This window comes from Actinoplanes sp. NPDC024001, from assembly GCF_040638955.1.
Lineage (GTDB): Bacteria > Actinomycetota > Actinomycetes > Mycobacteriales > Micromonosporaceae > Actinoplanes.
Map to the genome: position 1 here is coordinate 1 of NZ_JBEZZB010000310.1, position 5,069 is coordinate 5,069.

Consider the following 5,069-nt stretch of genomic DNA (forward strand, 5'->3'; position numbering starts at 1 on the left):
GCCTGCTGCAGCGCCGGCACGGCCGCGGCGACCCGGCCGCGGGCCTGCGAGGCGTCGGCGAACCGTTCCAGCCGGGTCGCCAGCTCGTCGTCGGCGCCCACGGTGGCGGCGACCTGGTGGGCGAGCTGACGGTCGGGCAGCTCGTGCAGCGCCTCGGCGAGGGCGCCGTGCACCGCGTACCGCTCGGCGACTCGGGCCCGGGTGTGGATCGCCGAGCGCATCAGCGGATGCCGGAACCCGGGACTGCCGCCGGCCAGGGTGACCAGGCCGGCGTCGACCGCCTCCTGCAGCACGTCCACGGTCACCGTCGTGCCGGCCAGCCGGCCGGAGACGGCCAGCAGCAGATCCAGCGGCGCCTCCGGCTCTGCCGCCAGGACCAGCAGAAACGTACGGCAGGCCGGGCTGACCGCATCGGTACGGGCGGCGAACGCCGTCTCCAGCCGCTGGGTCAGCGGCAGGTCCTCGGTGCCCGGCGGTGTCTGGCGTGCCGCCTTGGGCAGCTCCACCAGCGCGAGCGGGTTGCCGGCCGCGTGATCCAGGATCCGGGCCCGCACCGGCGGCGGCAGGTCCGGTGCGCCGCTGTCGAGCAGCGAGGCCGCGGCGTCGCCGGCCAGCGGCCCCAGGTGCAGCTCCGGCGCGAACGCCGAGTTGTATCGCGCCGGGTCCTCGGAGCGCACGGCGGTGACCATCAGCAGAGCGTGCCCGTGGGTGCGCCGGGCCACGAACCCCAGCACGTCACGGCTGGACGAGTCGATCCACTGCAGGTCGTCGGCGAGGATCAGGACCGGCTGCCGGGCGGCGGCGTCGGCGAGCAGGTCGAGCACGGCCAGCCCGACCCGGAACACGTCCGGCTCGGACTCGGCGGCGCCGAACGCCGCCTGCAGCACGCGCCGGTGGGTGGCCGGCAGGGCGTCGATCTGCCGCAGCACCGGCTGCAGCAGCACGTGCAGGGCCGCGAACGGGAACCAGCGCTCGGTCTCCAGCCCGGCCGTGCGCAGGACCGTGAAGCCCCGCTCCGCGGCCTCGGTGTGGACGGCTCGCAACAGCGCGGACTTGCCGACGCCGGCCCCGCCGTGGATCAGCAGCGCGCTCCCGTCGCCGGCCGCGGCCTCGGTGACGAGACGGTGCAGGACGCCCAGTTCGGCGTCGCGTCCGATCATCGAGATTTCCACCAGCAAGAAGAATACGCAGGCGCCGCCCGGCGTCATCCACCGTGCGGTTTGACTTTCTCCGGTGTTGAGCGACGGTCCGTCGGTTTCTCGACAGCGTCGACCGCCGCGGGTCACGACACTTCCCCCTAGAGGCTGCTTGGCGCTACTCGCCCTGGCAACCGCAGGCATCCTTGTCGTCGGCACCCATGATCTTTTCCGTGCCGACGGTTTCGCGGCGCGGGTCACGGGAGCCGTCCTCGTGGTCCTGGCGGGCCTGACGGCGGTCGCCATCGGCCTCGCCTGGCCGGCGCCGTCGAAATCCCGCGAGCGTGCCGGTGCCCTGGTAGCGGTTGTCTTCGCGATGCTCAGCGGTGGGGTGATCGGCACTGTCGAGCCGAGCAACTCCATCTGCTCGCCGCGAGGGTGGCCGGCGTGGCGCTGTTCTGCGTTGCCTCGGCGACGTTCCTTCTCGCATGGCATTTCGGGAGGAGCCGGGCGGCCGGACTCTCGTCCGGTGCGGCAGGGAGTAAGCCCGGCCGCGGCGAACTGGTGGGGGCGGCTGCCACCCTTGCCGCCGCGTTGATCGCCGTGCCGTTCACCTGGTACTCGGCGGTGTACCTGCCGGGTACCGCGACGCCGGCCGTGTCCATCAAGACTGAGCTGACTGACGTGAGCGAACACGTCTCTCACGGTGCCGTGACGGTGAAGATGACCGTGGAGAACACCAGCAAGACGAGCGTTCGGCTGATCGGTTCACAATACGTTTTGGCCGGTGCCCGGGTGCTGGCCAGCAATTCTGTGGGCGAGCAGCTCGACGCCACCAAGGTCCATGCCGCCACCGAGTACAACTACGGTCCGGGCGCTCGGTACAACGCTTCCACCCGGCTCTCGCCGACTTCACTCATCCAGTTCGGTCCCCTGACCTGGGATCAAGCCAGCTTGGAACCTGGCGAGAGCACCGAGGTTTCGGTAGTGGCCTTCTTTCCTGCGGGATCCTTCGACCTCCTCCGGGTGGGCGCCGACGTGACCATCGCGCATGACGACCGGATCGGCGTGGAGCCGTTCCATCCCGGAACAGCCGCACCGGTGCAGGAGCACGGCATGGGGACGCCGTGCGCCGGTCGGCGGGTGCTTGTTCAGTCCTGGCCGGTGGAGCACGGCAGCGCTGTGGAAGCGCTGACACAGGATCGCCGCGAGGTCGTGCTGGGCCGAGTCATCGATGACTCCGCTGAACAGCAGGGAGCCTGGTGGCCGACCGTTCCTTACCTGATCTACCAGGTGCAACGGCGGGACCTGCACTCGTGCGGCAACCTGTTCGAGGAGCCGGGCAGCCTGGAGAATGCGAGCATGGCCGGGGTGGCGGGTGCGATGGCTGAGATCCTTGTGCCCGAGAACCTGGCCGCGCCGCCGGCTCGATGAGGGCGTTATCGCCGCCGCGCTCGGCGCGGCACCGTCCGGAACCGCGCGTCAGCCGCTTGTCCGGTGGCGTACGGTGACGTCGCCCTGCTCGGCGTGCGCGACGATGGTGTGCCGGCCGGCGGAGTCCTGCGGGACGTCGACGGTGTGCCGGCCGCCGCCGGTGTCGGCGCGAACCCGGTAGCCGTCGGCTCCGGTGCCGGCTGGCGGAACGATGATCGACACGTCGCCGGTGCCGCTGGTGGCCTGGACGACGGTGGGCACGACGGCGTATCGCAGGTTGACGTCGCCCCACTCGGCTTCCGCATCGGTCTCGGCGCCGGCCAGCTCGGTGCCGGTGATGTTGCCGCCGTCGGATCTGGCCCGCAGCCGGCCGCGGTGGTCCGAGACGGTGATGTCGCCGCCGTACGCGGTCAGGTCCACGGCGCCGGTGAGCCGCTCGGCGCGGATCCGGCCGACGGCCACGTCCGCTCGCACCGTCGCGCCCGGAGGCACCTCCACGACCAGGTCGGCCCGGCACTGTCCGGCCGGCGGGAGCAGCACTGGCGGGCAGGAGGAGCGGATCCGCAGGGTCCGCCCGACGATGTCGTCCTCGAGCACCGGTTCGGCTCGGCTCCAGGCCAGCTGCTGTCGTACCGTCACGGCGCCGGGCTGCCCGTTGATCAGGGTGACCGTGCTGTCGCGGAGGCCGACGGAGATGTCGATGCCGGTGACCGGCTCGCGGTAGGTCTGCTGCCGGCTGTCGGCGTGCAGCGGTTCGGGGCCCGCGAGCGTCAGCCACAGCCCGGTCGAGCCGGCGGCCAGCAGGGCCCCGGTCAGGATGCCGCCGAGCAGCAGCCCGACGGCGCGGGGGTGGCGGGGCACCTCGGTTCTGGTCACGTTCGCGGGCTCCTCGTCGGTGGGGCGTCAGGCCTGCAGGAACCGGAGCACGGCGAGCACGCGCCGGTGGTCGGTGTCGGCGGCGGTCAGCTCGAGCTTGGTGAAGATGCTGTTGACGTGTTTGGCCACGGCGCTCTCGGTGATCACCAGCGTGCCGGCGATGCCCGCGTTGGAGCGGCCCTCGGCCATCAGGGTCAACACCTGCCGTTCCCGGGCGGTCAGCCGGTCCAGCGGGTCCGGCCGGTGGCGGACCAGCAGCTGGGCGACGACCTCGGGGTCGAGCGCGGCGCCGCCGGCGGCCACCCGCCGCAGCACGTCGAGGAACTCGGTGACGTCCGCGACGCGGTCCTTGAGCAGGTAGCCGACGCCGCTGGTCTCGCGGGAGAGCAGTTCGGTGGCGTACCGCTCCTCGACGTACTGAGACAGGACGAGCACGGCGATGCCCGGCCAGCGGCGGCGCAGCACGAGCGCGGCGCGGATGCCCTCGTCGCGGTGGGTCGGTGGCATGCGTACGTCGACCACGACCAGGTCGGGCCGGTGCTCGTCGACCGCGCTCAGCAGGGCGTCCGCGTCGGCGACCGCGGCGGCGACGGTGAAGCCGCCGGCCTCCAGCAGCCGTGCCAGCCCTTCGCGCAGCAGCACCGAGTCCTCGGCGATCACGACTCGCACGGCAGCTCCACCACGACCACGGTCGGCCCGCCGGCCGGGCTGGACAGTTCGAGGGTGCCGTCCACGGAGCCGACGCGCTGCGCCAGCCCGCGGATGCCGGTGCCGGCGTCGATACGGGCACCGCCGCGCCCGTCGTCGGCCACCCGCACCCGGATCCGCTCCGGCGACGGCTGGGTGACGGTCACGTCGATCCGGCTCGCACCGGCGTGCCGGGCGGCGTTGGTCAGCGCCTCGGAGACCACGAAGTAGGCCACCGCCTCGATGGTGGCTCCCGGGCGGCGCGACAGGTCGACGGTCAGCCGGGCCGGGACGGCGCTGCGGGCGGTGAGCCCGGACAGGGCAGCGTCCAGCCCGAGGTCCTCCAGGACGGCCGGGTGCAGGCCGCGGACGAAGCCGCGCAGCTCCGCCAGTGCCTGTTTGGCCTCCTCGTGAGCGTTGACGATGGCGTCCCGGGCGGGGGTGGGCAGGTCGGTCAGGCCGGCCCGCGCGATGCCGAGGTTCATAGCGAGCGAGACGAGCCGCTGCTGTGCGCCGTCGTGCAGGTCGCGTTCGATGCGCCGGCGCTCGTTGTCGGTGGCCGCGATGACCTCGGCCCGGCTGCTCGCCAGGGAGGCGACCTGGCGGGTGAGCTCGGCGTGGCTGCGCGGTTCGAGCAGCGCCCGCGCCACCGACAGGTCCAGCGCGGCCGCGCCGCGGCTCACCCACGGCGCGGCGAGCAGCAGCAGGACGCCGGCGACCGTGGTGGCGGCGAGCACGGCCGGCTCGTGCAGAGCCACCCCGTGCACGACGTCACGGCGCAACCAGCGGTGGTGCAGCGGCATCGTCGCGAGCACCAGCCCCGCGCACCAGACGGCGAGAACGGCGACCGCGGACAGCGGGCCGACGATCGCGGCCAGCAGGTGGTAGCCGATCGCCCGCCACAGCGCCGCGCTGCGCTGCCCGGCCCACCAGCCG

The 5,069-nt window shown here is 73.1% G+C and carries 5 protein-coding genes; 1 reads left to right on the plus strand and 4 read right to left on the minus strand.

What is annotated here, in order from left to right:
• Positions 1 to 1,160: AAA family ATPase (locus tag AB0F81_RS50270; RefSeq protein WP_360211413.1), on the minus strand; the 1,160-nt coding region annotated here is incomplete at its 3' end.
• A gap of 423 nt (positions 1,161 to 1,583) precedes the next feature.
• On the opposite strand from AB0F81_RS50270, the gene AB0F81_RS50275 reads away from it, so the two are divergent.
• Entirely contained in the window at positions 1,584 to 2,570 is a 987-nt protein-coding gene (locus AB0F81_RS50275; protein ID WP_360211415.1) for a hypothetical protein, read from the plus strand.
• 48 nt (positions 2,571 to 2,618) lie between these two features.
• Here the strand turns inward: AB0F81_RS50275 and AB0F81_RS50280 are convergent, their stop codons facing one another.
• From AB0F81_RS50280 to AB0F81_RS50290, 3 genes are all read right to left on the minus strand, one after another.
• Positions 2,619 to 3,446, minus strand: a complete 828-nt coding sequence (locus AB0F81_RS50280) for a hypothetical protein (RefSeq protein WP_360211417.1) — start codon at positions 3,444 to 3,446, stop codon at positions 2,619 to 2,621.
• 27 nt (positions 3,447 to 3,473) lie between these two features.
• Positions 3,474 to 4,115 carry a response regulator transcription factor gene (locus AB0F81_RS50285; protein WP_360211419.1) on the minus strand — a complete coding sequence of 214 codons (642 nt, stop codon included), beginning with the start codon at positions 4,113 to 4,115 and terminating at the stop codon, positions 3,474 to 3,476.
• On the minus strand, positions 4,103 to 5,069 hold a 967-nt coding region (locus AB0F81_RS50290), incomplete at its 5' end, for a histidine kinase (protein WP_360211421.1). The genes AB0F81_RS50290 and AB0F81_RS50285, both read right to left, overlap by 13 nt.